The organism is Sanguibacter sp. Z6_81, assembly GCF_057180625.1.
Map to the genome: position 1 here is coordinate 770,787 of NZ_JBXUFV010000001.1, position 16,317 is coordinate 787,103.

Here is a 16,317-nt window from a genome sequence, read left to right on the forward strand (position 1 = left end):
CACACCGAAGGAGTTCACCGTGTCCCTCTCCCCGTTCCCCATCCACATCGATCCCGCGCGCCTGACTCTCCTCGAGGAGCGCCTGGCGACCACGGTCTGGCCCAACGTCCCCGCCGGTCTCGACGGCCACGGCATCGCCGTCGATCGCGTGCGCGAGCTCGTCACCTACTGGCGCGAGACGTTCCGGTGGAGCGACTTCGCCGAGTCGCTGGATCAGTTCGAGCACCTCGTCCACGACGACGGCGATTACCCGCTGCATCTGGTGCGCGCCCGGGCCGAGCACCCCACGGGACTGCCGATCGTCCTGCTGCACGGATGGCCCGACTCGTTCCTCCGCTACCGCAAGCTCGTCCCTCTGCTCACGCAGGCCGGTCACGACGTCATCGTGCCGTCCTTGCCCGGCTTCGCGTTCTCCGGGCAGCCCCATGAACCCCTGACCGTGGGGACCGCCGCGGAGCGCGTCCGCTCGGCGCTGGTCGAGCTGGGGCTCACCCGCTACGTGCTGCACGGCGGCGACTTCGGCAGCATCGTCGCGGACGAGATCGCGACGTCGCACCCCGACGAGGTCGCCGGCCTCCACCTGACGGACATCCCGTTCCCGAAGCAGTTCCTCGTCGACAGGGACTCGCTCGACGCCGAGGAGCGCGCCTTCTACGAGGCGTCGGACGCGTGGATGGAGAAGGCCGTCTACTTCACGGTCCAGTCCGCCGAACCGCTCACCCTCGCCTACGGGCTCACCGACTCGCCCGTCGGGCTCCTCGCCTGGATCGCCGACAAGTTCGACGCACTCAGCGACGACGTCGACCCCGAGGACGTCGTCGGGCTCACGGCGCTGACCTGGCTGACCGGAACCGCGTGGTCGGGGCTCAGGCTGTACGCCGACGACCAGACCGACTGGGACGACTCCGGGTGGGGCGCGGACGAAGGTGCCACCGACTGGTCCCCGGACGCCCCCGCCGGAGCGGCCGAAGGTGAACACCAGTGGGGAGCTGTGGGGGAGAAGCCCCGCGCCGCGTTCTCGATCTTCCCGAGGGACATCGGCGTGCCACCGCAGGCGCTGGCCCGCCGGTTCTACGACGTCGTGCAGTGGACCACGCACGAGCGGGGCGGTCACTTCGCGGCGACGGAGCTGCCCGAGGCCGTCGCTCATGACCTCCTGCAGGCGGCCTCTCTCTTCGGCCGGGGGTGCGCGGCCCGGTGATGAGATGATCGGGGCATGAACGTGCCGAGCCCGACACGCCCTGTCCTGCGATCCGTCCTGGGAGAGGCCTCCGGCCCGTCGTCCGCCCGCATCGAGCGGGCCCTGGGGCTGCTGCTCGAGGAGCTCGGCATGGAGGTCGCCTTCGTCGGCGAGCTCGACGCGGGGGAGCGCGTCATCACGCACGTCGCGCACGCGCCCGGGGTGACTCCCCTGCCCGTGGGCACGAGCCACCCCGTCGAGCAGACGCTCTGCCACCAGTTCATCACCGGCAGTGCCGGCCCAGTCGTCGCCGACGTGCGGGCGGACGCCGGGCTCGCGGCGCACCCCCACGCGGCGCTGTTCGACGTCGGTGCATACGTCGGCGTGCCGCTGCTCGTCGACGGTGCCGTCGTCGGGACGCTGTGCTGCGCGTCGTCGTCAGCCGTCTCGGTGATCGAGGACAGGGTCGTCGCGACCCTGCAGACCGTCGCCGAGTACGTCAGCGCGCTCCTGCGCCCCGCGTCGACCGAGCTCCAGACGGCGCCGGGCGCGAGCGAGCTCGAGCGCGTCGCCGGTGCCGTCGCGGAGAGCGGGACCCTCGAAGGTCTCACCCGCCCCCTGCTGGAGATGCTGCAGGCTGCGACCGGTCTCGACTCGACGTACCTCACCGCGGTCGACTGGGAGGCGGACGAGCAGCGGATCCTCTACGCGCTGAACACGGCCGAGATGACGATCCCGGAGGAAGCGGCCTTCGACTGGTCGGACACGCTGTGCCGACGTTCCCTGGAGGAGGGCCGGGCGTGCACGACGGACGTCCCGTCGGTCTGGGGCGACTCCGCCGCGGCGGAGTCGCTCGGGATCCGCACCTATGTGAGCGTCCCGGTGATGGATGCGGACTCGACCGTCATCGGCACACTGTGCGGCGCGAGCGGCAGCACCGTGGAGGTCGACCCCCGCAACCTCGCGACGATGCAGATGTTCGCCGTGCTCATCGGTCAGCAGATCGCCGCCCAGGCCAGCGCGGCGGCCGAGCAGCAGCGTGCCGCCGACCTCGAGTCCCGCCTCTCGGAGCTCGACGACCTCGCGTTGCGCGACCCGCTGACGGGGTTGTTCAACCGGCGCGGCATCGAGCGCTGGCTCGTCCTCGCGTCTGCTGACGTGCGCCCGGGCCTCGACCAGATCGCGGTCGGGTTCTGCGACCTCGACGGGTTCAAGCAGGTGAACGACACGCTCGGCCACGCCGCGGGTGACGACGCCCTGCGTCAGTTCGCCGGGGCGCTCCTCATGGTCGGCCGGGTGGGGGACCTGCACGGGCGCCTGGGCGGCGACGAGTTCGTCGTCGCTGCCGTGCTGCCCGCCGGTCCGGCGGCGCTGGCAGTGTGGACCAACCGGCTCCGGCGTGCGGCCCGCACGACGATCGTCGGAGGGTCGGGCACCCACGACGTCCACGCGAGCGTCGGCGTCGTGTCGTTCAGCGGTCCGACGACCCCCGCGGAGGCCCTCGCTGCTGCGGACGCGGCGATGTACGAGGACAAGGCGAGCAGGCGCGCGTCGCGCTGACCGGCGGCGGGTCCCGCGAAGCCTCGCTCGGCGACCACCTCGAACCGCTCTACGCCACCCCGGACACCGTCGTGGACGAGCGCGCGGCGGCTTCGACGCCGCATGGGTGCGAGGGATCGCGGGGGCCGTCGTCTTCCTCGTCGCGGGAATCCTCGCCCCGCTCGGTGAGGGCATCCCGATGCTGCTCGTCCTCGCCGCGACGGCTCGGGCTGACCATGTCCTCTCGACACGCCGGACCGGAGATCATGGCCGGGGGAGTGCTCTGCACCAGACTGACCTCGGCCCGGCCACCGTCCGGCGAGCGCGACGGTGCGCTCGCGGTCGCCGCGCGCGAGAGGTGGTTGTGCAGGCATGGGGCACGTGAGCATCGACGAGAGCGTCGGGACGCCGCACCGGCTGGTCAGGCTCGACGCACCCGCCCGGCAGTGGACGGACGCGCTGCCCGTGGGCAACGGCCGGATCGGCGCGATGGTGTTCGGCCACACCGGCCGTGAGCGCATCCAGGTGAACGACGAGACGTGCTGGACCGGTGGACCGGGCCGCGGTGACGTCGCGCCGCTCGCCGGGCCGGGCGGCGGACCCGGGCGGGTCGCAGCTGCGCGGGCGGCGCTCGCCGCCGGGGACGTCGCCGCCGCGGAGGACCACGTCCGGGCCGTGCAGAGCGGCAACCCCGAGGCGTACCAGCCGCTCGTCGACCTCGTTCTCAGCAGCACGCCGGGCGCGGTCTCCGGCTACGCACGGACGCTCGACCTGCGCGACGGCGTCGCGCACCACGCGTGGGTCTCGGACGACGGCGTGCGCCACGAGCAGGACGTCCTCGTGAGCCACCCCGACGACGTCCTCGTCGTCGAGCGGCGCACGTCGGTCCCGGCGGACCTCACGGTCCGGCTCACATCACCGCACCCATGGGTAGCAGCACCGGCGGCCGCGGACCACGCGGGCGACGTGGTCCTCGCCGTCGTGCAGATGCCCACCCACTCGACGCCGTCGTGGCCCCCGGGCTCGACGCAGCCCGTGCGGTACGAGGGCGCGGGCGTGCTCGCCGTGGTGGGGACGACGGTCGTCAGCGACGGCGACGTCGCCACCGTGGACGGCGAGGTGCGCGTCACCGGAGCGACGAGGACGGTCGTCCTCCTCACGACCGCGACCGACCACACGCGGGGCGTGACGGCGCTCCACGGTGACGTCGGAGTCCTGCAGGACGCGGTGTTCAGCACCCTGCGCTCTGCCGTCCCGGGGGACCCGGGAGACCGCGTGCCGGACGCGGGACGCCTCGTGTGCCATCTGAGGGAACGCCACGTCGCTGACCACCGGGAGCTCATGGACCGGGTCGCGCTGGATCTGGGCGCACCCCGTCAGGGCACCACGCAGGAGCGTCTCGAGGCGGTCGCACGCGGCGAGGACGACCCGGACCTCGCCGCCCTGGCGTTCGACGTCGGGCGCTACTTGCTCGTCGCCTCGTCGCGCCCCGGCGGCCTGCCCTCGAACCTCCAGGGCATCTGGAACGAGCGGCTCGACCCGCCGTGGCACGCGAACTACACGCTGAACATCAACACGGAGATGAACTACTGGCCGGCGCTCGTCACGGGGCTGGCGGAGTGCCACGAGCCGCTCCTGGCGTTCCTGCCGGTCCTCGCGCGCCGCGGCGCCGTGGCGGCCCGCGAGCTCTACGGGCTGCCGGGCTGGACGGCGCACCACAACGCCGACCCCTGGGGCTTCTGCCTGCCGACCGGCGACGGGAACGAGGAACCGTCGTGGTCGTTCTGGCCCATGGCCGGCGCGTGGCTGTCCCAGCACGTCGGGGACCACGTCGACGTCACGGGGGACACCTCGGTCCTGGCGGACGGGTGGCCGGTGGTCGTCGAGGCGGCGAGGTTCGTGCTCGCCTGGCTCGTCGAGCGCGGCGACGGCACCCTCGGCACGTCGCCCTCGACGAGCCCGGAGAACACCTACCTCCTGCCCGACGGCACGCGCGCGGCACTCGACGAGAGCACCACCGCGGACCTCGCGATCGTCCGCGGGCTCCTCGCGCAGGTCCGGGACCTCGCGCCGGTCGCCACCCGGGAGGGTTACGCCCGACCGGGGGACGACGAGGTGGCCGCCGCCGCCGTGGCGGCTCTCGAGCGCCTGCCCGCCGAGCGGGTCGCCCCCGACGGGCGGCTCGCGGAGTGGTCGACGGACGTCGCCGACGCGGAACCCGGGCACCGGCACCAGTCTCACCTCTACGGGGTGTTCCCGGGCACGACGATCGACCCGGACACCGCACCGGAGCTCGCAGTTGCCGCGTCCCGGACGCTCGTCGAGCGCGGCCCGCACTCGACGGGCTGGTCGCTCGCGTGGCGCACCGCGCTGTGGGCACGCCTCCAGGACGCCGACGGTGTCGCTCGGAGCGTCCGGGCGGCCCTCCACCCCGTCGACGCACCGCCCGGGGCACTCGGGGAGTCCGGGCCGGACGCCGTCGCCCCCGGAGAGGTGGGTGGCGCCCACCGGACGATGCTCTGCGCCCACCCGCCGTTCCAGATCGACGGGAACTTCGGTATCACCGCAGCGATCGCCGAGGCGCTCGTGCAGGCCCACCGCGTGGGTCCCGACGGCGTCCGCGAGGTCCACGTCCTCCCGGCGTGCCCGTGGCCTGACGGTTCGGTCAGGGGTTTGCGCGCACGGGGCGGGTTGACCGTGGATGTGGACTGGGCGGCGGGGCGACCAGAACGCGTGACCCTCGGTGCCGTGCGCGACACGATGGTCGACGTGCGGTCGGGCGCCACGACGGTGCGGGTCGCGGTGCCCGCGGGGCGTCAGGTGACGGTGGCGTTCCCCGACGGACGGACCGAGCCGGGGACCGTTCCTCCGAAGATCTCGAACGTCGGGCCCCCGTCCGTGACGACGAGCCGCCCCTGACGTGTGAGACCGAGCGCGTCGTAGAAGAGTGCGGCCCCGGGATCAGCGGTCTCGAGGTGGACGGCGAGCCCGGTGGCCGCAGCGCGAGCGAACCCGGGCGCCAGGACGCTCCTGCCCAGGCCACTGCGCTGACGGTCGGGGTCCACGGCGAGGAGGTTGAGATAGGCGTGGGGCTCGTCCGGCGTGAAGCGGCGAAGGCCCGACAGGGCCTGCCCGACGTGCCGCGCGCGCTCCGTCCCCACGAGCGCGGCGAGCAGGCCGGAGGTGCTCGGGAGCGCTGGGACGGCGACCGGGTCCCCGGGCAGACGCCACGCAGCGGCGGCCGCGAGCTGCCCGTCCGTGCGGAGCACGTCGACGTGATGGTGCTCGAGGTACTCCTCGACGAACAGGCCCAGCCACGCCGACGTCGCATGGGGTCGGAGGTCCGCGTCCGGGAAGATCCATGCCATGAGGGGGTCGTCCTGGTAGGCGCGCGCGAGGAGCGTCCGGACCTCTCGGGCGGTGGCTGGCACCAGTTCACGTTAGACCGTGCGTCGCCGCGGGCGCCAGAGGTGGCCGAAGAGCCGGGGGCGCAGCTGGCAGCGTGGTCACTAGCATCGACGCATGGATCACCTGTCGGTCGCCCGCCGGTTCGTCGAGAAGCAGTACCCGCAGGCCACCACTGTGGTCCTCGCCGGCAGCACGTCGCGCGGCACCCGGACGGCGACGAGCGACATCGACCTGCTCATCGTCGGCCCCGAGACGATGTTCGAGCCGGCGGCCGACAGCCGAGCGGAGACGCACGCGTTCGACGGCGAGGTGTTCGAGGTGTTCGCGTACACGCCCGCGGGGTTCGAGGAGTGGGCGCGGTCCCGCGTCGCGCAGTTCCGTCCCGTCATCGTCCACATGCTCCTCGAGGGCGTCGCGATCCGGGGCGGTACCGAGCTCGACGCGCTGCGCGCCACGTGGCAGCCGGTCATCGACGCCGGTCCCACGCCGGCCGCACACGACCTGGACATGCTGCGGTACGTCGTCACCGACCTGCTCGACGACCTCGTCGACGCCACCGACCCCCTCGAGCAGCGCATCGTCGCTGGCGTCCTCCTCGAGAAGATCACGACCCTGCTGCTGCTCAGCGACCACCGATGGATCGGAGCCGGGAAGTACCAGGCCCGTCGGCTGCGCGAGTGGAATCCCGTGCGGGCCGAGCGGCTCGCGACCGCCTTCCTCGCCGACGACGCCCACGCCTTCGCGGACGCGGTGCGGGCCGAGCTCGAGACGGTCGGAGGCCGCCTGCAGGACGGGTTCGTGCGAGGGTGACCGGCGGCGGCCGACGTCTCTGACGGCTCCGGCGTCAGTGCGATACCGCGGGCGACAACACCGTGCGCCGGGGCGGGACGAGGAGCCACGGCGCCCGACGCAGCACCGTGTCCGCGAGCCGCAGCGGCAGCGCGACGCCGAGGACGGCGAGCGCCGGGACCGTCAGGACGACGACGAACCCGGCGACCGGGTCCGCGAGGAGCCCGTCGGGGGCGAGGTGCACCGCGAGGACGACGAGGTGGATGAGCACCGGGTGGACGAGGTACACGGGCAGGGTCCGGGCGGCGACGTACCGGGCCACCCCGGCGCAGCCGGCGCTGAGGCCGACGCTGAGGACGATCATCGTCACGAGCCCGACGACGGTGAGGACGGGGCGCCAGACGGACCCCGCCGCGTCGCTGCCGAGCAGGAGCGTGCCGCCCACGAAGGCCCAGCCTCCGAGGGTGACGGTCGCCCGCCGGGGGAGCCGAGCGACGCGCTCGACGACCGCACCGCCGAAGCACCCGGCCATGAACCAGAAGGCCGTGAGCGACCAGCGCGCACCGGTCGTCGCCACGGGCCCGGGGAGGTGCCCGTCTCCCCAGGCCGTGAGGAACGGCGCGGCGAGGAGCGCAGCGAGGGTGACGGCGAGGGCCCAGGAGCAGCGCGCGCGCATGAGCCGGGCGGCGACGAAGAACACGACGAGCGCCGGGAGGTACCAGTAGCCGCCGCCGAGCGCGGCGGCGTCCGCGAGGATCGCGAGGAAGCCCGCCCAGGGCCGGGAGGGCTCCCGGGCGAGGGCGACGACGAGAGCGAGCGGGACGCTCCACAGGAGGAACGGCCACAGCAGGTGCGCGACGCGTGGTCGCAGGACCGCGCCCCAGGGGCGGCTGAGCGCACGTGCCGCGAGCAGCCCGGAGACGAGGAAGAACAAGGGCATCCGGACGGGCAGGAGTGCCGAGGAGAACCCGGTGATCACCGTGAGGGCGACGTCGTCGCGGCCGGGCACGAGGTACGCGGTCGTCGCCGTGCACGCGTGGTGGAGCACGACGAGGACGATCGCCAGGGCTTTTGCGACGTCGTACCAGGCGGTGCGGACGACCGCGGGTGGCTCGGCGGCGGGAGGCTCGGCGGGGAGGGGTGCGGCGCCGGCGCTGGAGGGGGCGCTCACGGGGAGGATCTTTGCACAGCGCGCCAGCGGACAGCCCCTGACCGCCCGGGGTGGGAGGCTCGTCCTATGGAGAACGCGCAGCCGTCCGACCTCCTCGTCGTGCCCGACGTCCGTGCGTGGCGCGCCTGGCTCGACGCCCACGAGCACTCGTCGGACGGTGTGAGCCTCGTCCTCGCGAAGAAGGGCGTCACCGAGCCGACGTCGCTCACCTATGCCGAGGCGCTGGAGGAGGCTTTGTGCAGCGGGTGGATCGACGGGCGCCGCAACGCCCGCGATGCCACGACGTTCCTGCAGCGCTTCACGCCCCGCCGGGCGTCGTCCATCTGGTCGCAGCGCAACGTGGGCTTCGTGGCTGAGCTCGTCGAGTCCGGGCGGATGCGTCCCCGCGGGCTCGCGGAGGTCGACCGGGCGAAGGCCGACGGGCGCTGGGACCGGGCGTATCCCGGGCCGGCATCGGCCGAGGCACCGGAGGACCTCCAGCGGGCGCTCGACACGTCTGCTGCTGCGGTCGCGCGGTTTGCCAGCCTCTCCCGGTCGGACAGGTACGCGATCATCCACCGGGTCCTCACCGCACCGAGTGCCACCGCACGCGCCGAGCGTGTGCGGACGGCCGTCGCCCGGCTGGACGCTGACGGGGGTACGGAACCGGCGATGCCGGGAGACCCCGGGGAGCCGTAGGGTCACGAGAACCAGAGCGCGACCGCACAGGACGGAGCGAGACATGACCGCAGAGCAAGACGCGTTGGCCGACCGCGTGCGAGCGGTCCTGCCAGCCGCCCGCACGCTGCGTGAGGTGAAGATGTTCGGCGGGTTGTCGTTCATGGTCGACGACGCGATGGTCGTCGCGGCCGGTCCGTCCGGCGACCTGCTCGTGCGGTGCGACCCGTCCCGGTACGACGAGCTCGTCGTCGTCCCCGGTGCCAGGGCGGCCGTCATGGGGGCCGAGCGACCGATGGGCCGGGGGTGGATCACCGTCTCCCCGGAGGGGGTCGCCGCCGACGACCAGCTGGGCTTCTGGGTGGCGGTCGGCGCGGAGGGCGCTCGACGGCACACCCGCTGACCGTCCCGGAGCCCACGCGGTAGTTCGAGTCGAAAATTGGTCCCTCATCCTTGCCGCAGGTCTGGCTGTAGTGGGAACGTTCGTTGTCCGGGATGCCCGCTGGAGCGTCTTTTCCCCGATTGGCACCGGCGATGCTCCTCGCCGACGTGTAGCTGCATGAAGGGTTCGCCATGTCTTTGACCACGTGTGCTGAACGAGGACGCCGACCGGCGGCCCTCGCCGCGATCGCGCTGAGTTCGACGAGTGGCGCCTGGGCGTATGCGGGCGATGGAACACTGGACGAGCGGTTTGCGCCGGTGCATATGGGTGGTCTCGGTCTTTCCGTGCTGGCGTTGGCTGTGGTCGCGATGGTGCCCCGGGTCTCGGTGCTGGTGATGTCGTGGCTCTTCGGGGTCGCTGGTCTGAGCATCATCGCGGCGATGGGAAGCGGCGTGGGTGACGCGGGACCTCGGGTGCTCGGCTGGATGTCCGCTGTCATCGCCATGGCGATGGTCGCCGTGGCAGCCACTGCGGCTGCTGACGCGGCCCAGAACCGGCCGGTTTCCCGGCTGTGAGCACAAGAGCGGATGCTCTGGACAACGTCCTTAGCCTCTGGGCAGTGCAACGCCTCGCCGCGGTCGCGATGCAGGCGCAGGGCCTGCGACGGCCGAGCGTCGCGCGTCTCGACCGTGCCTGATCCCGAGCGCCCGTGCCACCTCGCTGCACCTCACTGCACTGCGCTCACCCGACGATCGGCGCGCTCTCCGGCAACCGGATGAGCCGCTGCTTGTCCCGCAGGGCGAGGGAGGTGCCGAGTGCCACGGGACCGAGCCGTCCGATGAACATCAGTGCGCAGAGCACCAGCTGCTGCCAGCCGTCCAGGCTGGCGGTGATGCCGGTGGAGAGCCCGACGGTGGCAAAAGCCGACACGACCTCGTAGAGCACCTCGTCCGAGGTGAACGGCGACGTCATCGTGAGGAGGATCGTCGGGAGCGCTACGGCCGCCACCCCCAGGAGCGCCACGGCGAGGGCTTGCCGCTGGGCGGTGGGCGCGATGCGGCGGTCGAAGACCACGGCGTCCGGGTCGCCCCGCAGCTCCGCCCAGATGACGACGAGCAGCACCGTGAAGGTCGTGATCTTGATGCCTCCGGCCGTGCCACCGCTGCCGCCCCCGACGAACATGAGGATGTCCGACCCCAACCACGTGCCGTTGTTCATGGCGGCGATGTCCACGCTGTTGAAGCCCGCCGTGCGCGGCATCGCCCCCTGGAAGAACCCGGCGAGCAGCTTGCCGGGCACGCTCATCGGGCCCAGCGTCCCGGGGTTCGCCCATTCCGCGACGGTGACGAACGCGCCGCCCCCGACGAGGAACACCGCCGTCATCGTCAGGGTGATCTTCGTGTGCAGGCTCCACCGGCGGGGCCGCCGGGGTGTGCGCCAGACCTCGAGCAGGACGGGGAACCCGATGCCGCCGATGACGACGGCGGCGACGATCGGCAGGCTGATCCACGCATCGGTCGCGAAGCCCACGAGGTTGTCCGGGTAGAGGGCGAACCCGGCGTTGTTGAACGCGGAGACGGAGTGGAAGACGCCGAGCCAGACGGCCCTGCCGAGCGGTTCCCCGTACTCGCCAGCAAACCGACCGGTGAGCACGAGGGCTGTCCCCGCCTCGACGACGACGGTCACTGCGCCGATGCCCAGGAGCGCGAACCGGACGTCGCCGAGGCCGACGGTGCGCGTCGCGGAGGCGCTGACGAGCCGGGTGCTGATCCCGAGCCGCCGGGAGATCAGGAGCCCGAGCAGGGACGCGAGCGTCATGATGCCGAACCCGCCCACCTGGATGAGCACGAGGACGACGACCTGCCCGAACGCGCTCCAGTGCGTCGCCGTGTCGACGACGATCAGCCCGGTGACGCACACGGCCGACGTCGCGGTGAACAGGGCCTCGAGCACGGTCGCGCCCCGCTCCGCGCTCGCGACGGGCAGGAGCAGGAAGGCCGTGCCGACGCCGATGGCGGCGAGGAACCCGGCCGCGACGAGCTGCCCGGGCCGACGTCGGCGGCCCGGGTGCGAGCTGCGCGGCGAGGCGACGCGGGCGCTGCCTCTCGGGATCGGCCGGGTGGGCCGCCGCAGCAGCGTGAGTGGTGGCACGAGACCGTGCATGGTGAGCAGGCTCCAGAGGACGTGCCCGCTCCGGCGGAGAGGCGCGTGTCACGCTAGCGCTCGGACGGGGCGCAGGACGGGGATCCGTGGCTCCCCACGCAAACTTTGACGCAACCTTGACGGCGAACCGGCGGCAGCCCCACAGCTCCTCTCCTGGGCGGGCCAGTGCCGCGGCGTCAGAGGTGCGTCAAGGCTGCGGTACCGGCGTCAAGGTCGCGTCAAGAGAGGTCGGCAGGGGCGTGGAGCGGGCATAGAACAGGTCTGCGCCCCGCCCGTGGTGCGCCGGCGTCCACCGACGTCCGACCGACGTTCGAAGGCATCACTCCTATGGCCGACGCGGCCTTCATCGTGTGTACCGTGGCGAGCTTCGCCGCCCTCGCAGCCAGCATGCGGGTCCTCGCCCGCACCGACCGCCGACAGGACCGGTCGTGAGCGGCGAGGACTGGGTGGGGCTCGTCCTCGCCGTCGTCCTGCTCGGCTACCTCCTGCGAGCGCTGCTGCGCCCCGACCGCGGGGGTGACCGATGAGCCCGGTCGCTGCGGCGGTCGCGCAGATCGCCCTGCTCCTCGTCCTGCTCGCCCTCGTCCACCGGCCCCTGGGCGCCTACCTCGCGCACGTCTACACGTCCGGCACGCACCTGCGCGTCGAGCGTCTCGGCTACCGCCTCATGCGGGTGGACCCCGACGCCGAGCAGCGGTCCACCTCGTACGCGTTCTCCCTGCTGGGCTTCTCGCTCGCGTCGCTGCTCGTCCTCTACGGGCTGGGCCGGCTGCAGCACCTGCTGCCCCTCGACCTCGGGATGGCGCCGTTCGACCCCGCCGGGGCCTGGAACACTGCCGTCTCGTTCGTGACGAACACCAACTGGCAGTGGTACTCCGGTGAGAGCGCCGCAGGGCATCTGCTGCAGATGGCCGGCCTGGCCGTGCAGAACTTCGTGTCCGCCGCCGTCGGCATCGCGGTGGCCGTGGCCCTCGTCCGCGGTTTCCAGCGCGCGGGCACCGACGCCAGGATCGGGAACTTCTGGTCCGACCTCACACGGACCTGCGTCCGGGTGCTCCTGCCGCTCGCCTTCCTCGGCGCGCTCGCGCTCGTCGCGACCGGCGTCATCCAGAACCTCGACGGCCACACGGCCGCACAGACACTCACCGGGGGGACGCAGAGCGTCCTCGGTGGACCGGTCGCCTCCCAGGAGGCCATCAAGGAGCTCGGCACCAACGGCGGCGGGTTCTTCAACGCCAACTCGGCGCACCCCCTGGAGAACCCGAGCCCGCTGAGCAACCTCCTGGAGATCTTCCTCATCCTCCTCATCCCCTCCGCGCTGCCGCGGGCGTTCGGCCTCATGGTCCGCGACACCCGCCAGGGCTGGGCCGTCCTCGCCGTGATGTCGACGCTGTGGCTCGGTTCCCTCGCGCTCCTCACGTGGGCCGAGATGAGCGGACCGGGGCTCGCCGCACAGGCGGCGGGCGCCGCGATGGAGGGCAAGGAGGTCCGCTTCGGCACCGCGGGCTCCGCGCTGTTCGGTGCGGCCACGACCGGGACGTCCACCGGTGCGGTCAACGCGATGCACGACTCCTTCACCGCACCCGGTGGCGGGCTCGTCCTGTTCAACATGCTCCTCGGGGAGGTCGCGCCCGGCGGCGTGGGCAGCGGTCTCTACGGGATGCTCGTCCTTGCCATCGTCGCGGTGTTCGTCGCCGGGCTCATGGTCGGGCGGACGCCCGAGTACCTCGGCAAGAAGATCGGGCGCCAGGAGATGACGCTCGTCGCGCTGTACATCCTCACGATGCCGGCGCTCGTCCTCGCCGGGACGGCCCTCGCCGTCGCGCTCCCCGCGGGCCAGGCGGGCATCCAGGAGGCCGGGCCCCACGGGCTGTCCGAGGTGCTCTACGCGCTGGCGTCCGCGAGCAACAACAACGGGTCGGCGTTCGCCGGGCTGACCACGGCGACCCCGTTCTACAACACGCTGCTCGGGGTCGCGATGCTCGCGGGACGCTTCATCCCCATCGTCCTCGTCCTCGCTCTCGCCGGACGCCTGGCCTCCCAGACGAGCGTGCCGCCGACCGCCGGCACGCTCGCGACCCACCAGCCCGTGTTCGTCGGGCTCCTCGCGAGCGTCACGCTCGTCGTCGTGGGTCTCACCTTCATCCCCGTCCTGTCCCTCGGCCCGATCGTGGAGTCCCTGTCATGACCGCATCGACGCTCAACCCTCCCGACGCACCACCGCTGCCGCTGCCGCGGCAGTCCACGAGCACCCTCACGTGGACGAGCCTGCGGGCCGCGCTGCCCGGCGCCGTCCGCAAGCTCGACCCACGGGCGCTCGCTGCCTCCCCCGTCATGCTCGTCGTCGAGGTGGGGGCGGTCCTCACCACGGTGCTCGCCGTCCTCGACCCGTCCGTGTTCGCCGTGTCGATCGTCGTGTGGCTGTGGGCGACCCTGCTGTTCGCGACGCTCGCCGAGTCCGTCGCCGAGAGCAGGGGCCGGGCCCAGGCGTCGAGCCTGCGCGCCACCCAGCAGCAGACCACCGCTCGTCGCGTCTCCGCCGACCAGGCGCACGGGGCGCGGGGTCAGCGGCTCGCTGACCTGCCCTCGGAGGCCGTGCCGTCGTCCGAGCTGCGGGTCGGTGACCTCGTCGTCGTCCGGGCCGGGGAGACCATCCCCGGCGACGGGGACGTCGTCGAGGGAGCGGCCTCCGTGGACGAGTCGGCCATCACGGGCGAGTCCGCGCCGGTCATCCGGGAGTCCGGCGGTGACCGGTGCGCGGTGACCGGTGGCACCACGGTGCTGTCCGACACCATCGTCGTGCGGATCACGGCGCCCGCCGGGTCGACGTTCGTCGACACGATGATCGCGCTCGTCGAGGGGTCCTCCCGCCAGCGCACGCCCAACGAGATCGCGCTGAACATCCTGCTCACGTCCCTGACGGTCGTGTTCCTCCTCGCCGTCGTCACGCTCCAGCCGTTCGCCGTGTACTCCGGCTCGCGCCAGTCGCTCATCGTCCTCACGGCACTCCTCGTGTGCCTCATCCCGACGACCATCGGGGCCCTGCTCTCCGCCATCGGGATCGCCGGCATGGACCGGCTCGTGCAGCGCAACGTGCTGGCGATGTCCGGTCGTGCGGTCGAGGCGGCGGGCGACGTGGACGTGCTGCTGCTCGACAAGACGGGGACCATCACCTACGGCAACCGGCAGGCCACCGACCTCGCCGCCGCACCCGGAGCCAGCACGGACGAGCTCGCCGGGGCGGCCCGCCTGGCGTCGCTCGCCGACGACACCCCCGAGGGACGCAGCATCGTCCTGCTCGTCGACTCCCGCTCGCCCGGGTCGCTCGCCGACGACGGGGCCGTGCCCCGGGGTGAGCTCGTCGCCTTCAGCGCCTCCACCCGGATGAGCGGCATCGACCTCGCGGCCGACGCGGCGGAGCCGAGGACGGTCCGCATCCGCAAGGGCGCCGCGTCCGCGGTGCGCGCCTGGGTCTCCTCCACCGGGGGCACCACGCCGGACGAGGTCCAGGCGCTCGTCGATGCCGTGAGCGCGAGCGGTGGCACCCCGCTCGTCGTCGCCCGCCAGGTCGGTGACGACCCGGCACGCGTCCTCGGGGTGGTCCACCTCAAGGACGTCGTCAAGGAGGGGCTGCGGGAGAGGTTCGACGAGCTGCGTGCCATGGGCATCCGCACGGTCATGGTCACCGGCGACAACGCGATCACCGCCCGGGCGATCGCCGCGGAGGCCGGGATCGACGACGTCCTCGCGGAGGCCACCCCGGAGGACAAGCTCGCGTACATCCGGCGTGAGCAGTCCGGTGGCCGGCTCGTCGCGATGGCCGGGGACGGCACCAACGACGCCCCCGCGCTGGCCCAGGCGGACGTCGGCGTCGCGATGAACACGGGGACCTCGGCCGCCAAGGAGGCCGGGAACATGGTCGACCTCGACTCGGACCCCACGAAGCTCATCGACATCGTCCGGGTGGGCAAGCAGCTGCTCATCACCCGTGGCTCGCTCACGACGTTCTCGATCGCCAATGACGTCGCCAAGTACTTCGCGATCCTGCCGGCGATGTTCATGGTGGTCTTCCCCCAGCTCGGGGTGCTCAACGTCATGGGGCTGGAGAGCCCGGAGTCGGCGATCCTCTCCGCGGTCATCTTCAACGCCCTCATCATCGTCGTGCTCATCCCGCTCGCCCTGCGGGGGGTCGCGTACCGGCCTGTCGCGGCGTCCGTGATGCTCCGGCGCAACCTGCTCGTCTACGGGCTCGGGGGCCTCGTCGCCCCGTTCCTCGGCATCAAGATCATCGACCTGTTCGTCTCACTCATCCCCGGGATCGGCTGACATGACCACCACCTCGACCCGCCCCGACGTCCGCGGGCGCCTCACGGGACTCTCGCTCGTCCGGCAGACCCTCGCCGGCCTGCGCGTGCTGGGCGTCCTCACGGTGCTGCTCGGCCTGGCGTACCCGCTGACCGTCACGGCCGTCGCCCAGCTCGCCCTGCCCTGGCAGGCGAACGGCTCGCTCCTGCGGGCCGACGGTTCGCGGGCCACCTCGCCCGACGAGACCGGCGGCGCCGTGATCGGCTCCGCGCTCCTCGGCCAGTCCTTCGCGGGTGACGAGTGGTTCCACCCCCGCCCCTCGATGGCCGGCGACGGGTACGACACCCTCGCCTCCGCGGGCTCGAACCTCGGCCCGCTCTCCCCGGACCTCGTCGCCATGATCGACGAGCGCCGCGAGGCCGTCGTCGACACCGGCGTCCCGGCGCAGGACGTGCCGCCGGACGCGCTCACCGCCTCCGCCTCCGGCCTCGACCCGCACATCTCGCCGGCGAACGCCGCGACCCAGGTGGCGCGGGTGGCCCGGGCACGCGACCTGCCGGAGGCCGACGTCCGCGAGCTCGTCGCGGCCCACACGAGCGGCCGCGACCTCGGGATCCTCGGGGAGCCGCGTGTCAACGTGCTCGAGCTCAACGTCGCTGTGGGCATGATGGCGCCGTGACGCTGATGCTGCCGTGAGCCGGGACGCTGCTGTGACCATGGGTC

The 16,317-nt window shown here is 72.7% G+C and carries 14 protein-coding genes; 11 read left to right on the plus strand and 3 right to left on the minus strand.

Going from position 1 to position 16,317, the window contains the following annotated elements; all coding sequences use genetic code 11:
- Window positions 1-19 precede the first annotated feature (19 nt).
- The 3 genes from AC2AXK_RS03665 (at window position 20) to AC2AXK_RS03675 (ending at window position 5,638) form a co-directional block, all read left to right on the plus strand.
- Entirely contained in the window at window positions 20-1,201 is a 1,182-nt protein-coding gene (locus tag AC2AXK_RS03665) for an epoxide hydrolase family protein (RefSeq protein ID WP_484343978.1), read from the plus strand.
- 15 nt (window positions 1,202-1,216) lie between these two features.
- Window positions 1,217-2,740, plus strand: coding sequence for a sensor domain-containing diguanylate cyclase (locus tag AC2AXK_RS03670; RefSeq protein ID WP_484343979.1), 1,524 nt, complete (start codon window positions 1,217-1,219; stop codon window positions 2,738-2,740).
- Window positions 2,741-3,100: 360 nt separating this feature from the next.
- Window positions 3,101-5,638 carry a glycosyl hydrolase family 95 catalytic domain-containing protein gene (locus tag AC2AXK_RS03675; RefSeq protein ID WP_484343980.1) on the plus strand — a complete coding sequence of 846 codons (2,538 nt, stop codon included), beginning with the start codon at window positions 3,101-3,103 and terminating at the stop codon, window positions 5,636-5,638.
- On the opposite strand, the gene AC2AXK_RS03680 is transcribed toward AC2AXK_RS03675, so the two are convergent.
- Window positions 5,536-6,150, minus strand: coding sequence for a GNAT family N-acetyltransferase (locus AC2AXK_RS03680; RefSeq protein WP_484343981.1), 615 nt, complete (start codon window positions 6,148-6,150; stop codon window positions 5,536-5,538). The two genes, AC2AXK_RS03675 and AC2AXK_RS03680, sit on opposite strands and share 103 nt — an antisense overlap.
- 91 nt (window positions 6,151-6,241) lie before the next feature.
- Here AC2AXK_RS03680 and AC2AXK_RS03685 point away from each other — a divergent pair, with 91 nt between their 5' ends.
- Complete coding sequence (locus AC2AXK_RS03685) at window positions 6,242-6,937, plus strand: nucleotidyltransferase domain-containing protein (RefSeq protein WP_484343982.1); 696 nt, start codon at window positions 6,242-6,244, stop codon at window positions 6,935-6,937.
- 34 nt (window positions 6,938-6,971) lie between these two features.
- Here AC2AXK_RS03685 and AC2AXK_RS03690 read toward each other — a convergent pair whose 3' ends face one another.
- Window positions 6,972-8,087: an acyltransferase family protein gene (locus tag AC2AXK_RS03690; protein WP_484343983.1), complete on the minus strand. Its 1,116-nt coding sequence runs from the start codon at window positions 8,085-8,087 to the stop codon at window positions 6,972-6,974.
- A 66-nt stretch (window positions 8,088-8,153) separates the two neighbouring features.
- On the opposite strand from AC2AXK_RS03690, the gene AC2AXK_RS03695 reads away from it, so the two are divergent.
- From AC2AXK_RS03695 to AC2AXK_RS03705, 3 genes are all read left to right on the plus strand, one after another.
- Window positions 8,154-8,765, plus strand: coding sequence for a YdeI/OmpD-associated family protein (locus tag AC2AXK_RS03695; protein ID WP_484343984.1), 612 nt, complete (start codon window positions 8,154-8,156; stop codon window positions 8,763-8,765).
- Between the two features lie 43 nt (window positions 8,766-8,808).
- Window positions 8,809-9,147, plus strand: coding sequence for a TfoX/Sxy family protein (locus AC2AXK_RS03700; RefSeq protein WP_484343985.1), 339 nt, complete (start codon window positions 8,809-8,811; stop codon window positions 9,145-9,147).
- Window positions 9,148-9,317: 170 nt separating this feature from the next.
- Window positions 9,318-9,701, plus strand: a complete 384-nt coding sequence (locus AC2AXK_RS03705) for a hypothetical protein (RefSeq protein WP_484343986.1) — start codon at window positions 9,318-9,320, stop codon at window positions 9,699-9,701.
- A gap of 166 nt (window positions 9,702-9,867) precedes the next feature.
- On the opposite strand, the gene AC2AXK_RS03710 is transcribed toward AC2AXK_RS03705, so the two are convergent.
- Window positions 9,868-11,289: a TrkH family potassium uptake protein gene (locus AC2AXK_RS03710; protein WP_484343987.1), complete on the minus strand. Its 1,422-nt coding sequence runs from the start codon at window positions 11,287-11,289 to the stop codon at window positions 9,868-9,870.
- Between the two features lie 428 nt (window positions 11,290-11,717).
- On the opposite strand from AC2AXK_RS03710, the gene kdpF reads away from it, so the two are divergent.
- From kdpF to kdpC, 4 genes are read left to right on the plus strand one after another with little or no spacing between them, the layout of a single operon-like run.
- Window positions 11,718-11,816, plus strand: coding sequence for a K(+)-transporting ATPase subunit F (gene kdpF / locus AC2AXK_RS03715; RefSeq protein WP_484343988.1), 99 nt, complete (start codon window positions 11,718-11,720; stop codon window positions 11,814-11,816).
- Window positions 11,813-13,477 (plus strand): potassium-transporting ATPase subunit KdpA, encoded by a 1,665-nt coding sequence (gene kdpA / locus AC2AXK_RS03720; protein ID WP_484343989.1) that lies wholly within the window; start codon window positions 11,813-11,815, stop codon window positions 13,475-13,477. The genes kdpF and kdpA overlap by 4 nt, the downstream gene beginning before the upstream one ends.
- The gene (gene kdpB / locus AC2AXK_RS03725) at window positions 13,474-15,615 is read left to right on the plus strand and encodes a potassium-transporting ATPase subunit KdpB (RefSeq protein ID WP_484343990.1); all 2,142 of its coding nucleotides are present in this window, start codon (window positions 13,474-13,476) and stop codon (window positions 15,613-15,615) included. Before kdpA ends, kdpB begins: the two co-directional genes overlap by 4 nt.
- A 1-nt stretch (window position 15,616) precedes the next feature.
- Entirely contained in the window at window positions 15,617-16,273 is a 657-nt protein-coding gene (kdpC, locus tag AC2AXK_RS03730) for a potassium-transporting ATPase subunit KdpC (protein ID WP_484343991.1), read from the plus strand.
- Window positions 16,274-16,317: the final 44 nt, after the last annotated feature.

Excerpts from the sequence above, each read along its gene's own strand:
- AC2AXK_RS03670 (WP_484343979.1), top strand. The coding sequence starts at position 1,217 with ATGAACGTGCCGAGCCCGACACGCCCTGTCCTGCGATCCGTCCTGGGA.
- AC2AXK_RS03685 (WP_484343982.1), top strand. The coding sequence starts at position 6,242 with ATGGATCACCTGTCGGTCGCCCGCCGGTTCGTCGAGAAGCAGTACCCG.
- AC2AXK_RS03695 (WP_484343984.1), top strand. The coding sequence starts at position 8,154 with ATGGAGAACGCGCAGCCGTCCGACCTCCTCGTCGTGCCCGACGTCCGT.
- AC2AXK_RS03700 (WP_484343985.1), top strand. The coding sequence starts at position 8,809 with ATGACCGCAGAGCAAGACGCGTTGGCCGACCGCGTGCGAGCGGTCCTG.
- AC2AXK_RS03705 (WP_484343986.1), top strand. The coding sequence starts at position 9,318 with ATGTCTTTGACCACGTGTGCTGAACGAGGACGCCGACCGGCGGCCCTC.
- AC2AXK_RS03710 (WP_484343987.1), bottom strand. The coding sequence starts at position 11,289 with ATGCACGGTCTCGTGCCACCACTCACGCTGCTGCGGCGGCCCACCCGG.
- kdpA (WP_484343989.1), top strand. The coding sequence starts at position 11,813 with ATGAGCCCGGTCGCTGCGGCGGTCGCGCAGATCGCCCTGCTCCTCGTC.
- kdpB (WP_484343990.1), top strand. The coding sequence starts at position 13,474 with ATGACCGCATCGACGCTCAACCCTCCCGACGCACCACCGCTGCCGCTG.
- kdpC (WP_484343991.1), top strand. The coding sequence starts at position 15,617 with ATGACCACCACCTCGACCCGCCCCGACGTCCGCGGGCGCCTCACGGGA.